1 protein-coding gene is annotated in these 836 nt (G+C 52.4%); it reads right to left on the bottom strand.

The window, feature by feature from the left end; genetic code table 11:
- Positions 1-333: 333 nt before the first annotated feature.
- Positions 334-705: a hypothetical protein gene (locus PG899_RS24160; protein WP_004099020.1), complete on the bottom strand. Its 372-nt coding sequence runs from the start codon at positions 703-705 to the stop codon at positions 334-336.
- Between the last annotated feature and the right edge of the window lie 131 nt (positions 706-836).

Below are 836 nucleotides of genomic sequence, written 5' to 3'. Positions count from 1 at the left end.
CGTTGATAATAGTCATAGGCTTCGCGCGTGTTGATTTTGTTTGGCGATAAAATCAGATCACAAACGAAGCCTTTTTTATATCTATTTCAATTGGTTGCCGCTAAAGATCCTGTACATGAGTGAGGGTTATGGTGGCTATATGCTGGATATTGCTATTCAGATGACAGCCATATGGGGAAGATTACAGGCGCCTGAAATAACAGCAGAGTATGGAGTGACTACCACGGCTGGAGGTTGGCACGGGCTGATCCCCTCTCCCTTTGGGAGAGGGTTAGGGTGAGGGGAGCTGGCTGACCGGGTGTAGCAACCAGGCGGCATTACACCGCTGAATCTTCAGTTATTGAAATTCCACGCGATCGGCAGTTCGACGTCGAAGATAAGTGCATCCCCGTCGAGGCGAAAGGCCAGGCTGGTCTGGTGCTGGTCGTATTCGTTGATAATCAGGCAGCTCTCGGCGAAGTTGGACTCGTAGTTGATATGGGCCACTCCTTCACGGCCGTCAGCGAGTTCGATGCTGAGCACCCGCAGCGGGTTCTCCTGACTGAGGTTGACCCGGGTGTCCCCCACGTCCACCAGCCGTTCCAGCAGAGGGAAGAAATCTTGTCTGTGGGTCGTTATGGCCTGGGTGATGGCCTGCTCCAGCTCAGCCTGGGTGGCGAAGGGGCCGCCGAGTGGGTAGCGGGTCTGGATCCTTTCCTGAGTCATTGCGTTTCCTCCTGAACTGAGATGTGGCAACAGTTTGGCCGCTGCAGTGACCTGTCATGTACAGGATCTTTAGCTACAACCAATTGAAATAGATAGAAAAAAGGCTTCGTTTGTGATCTGATTTAATCGCA

Origin of the sequence: Aeromonas sp. QDB39 (genome assembly GCF_027707585.1) — a bacterium.
GTDB lineage: Bacteria > Pseudomonadota > Gammaproteobacteria > Enterobacterales > Aeromonadaceae > Aeromonas > Aeromonas hydrophila.
The sequence above is the reverse complement of the archived record's forward strand: the minus strand, read 5'-3'. Positions and strand labels throughout refer to the sequence as shown.

Bases quoted from the DNA above. Each gene is read 5' to 3' on its own strand.
- PG899_RS24160 (WP_004099020.1), bottom strand. From the start codon at position 705: ATGACTCAGGAAAGGATCCAGACCCGCTACCCACTCGGCGGCCCCTTC.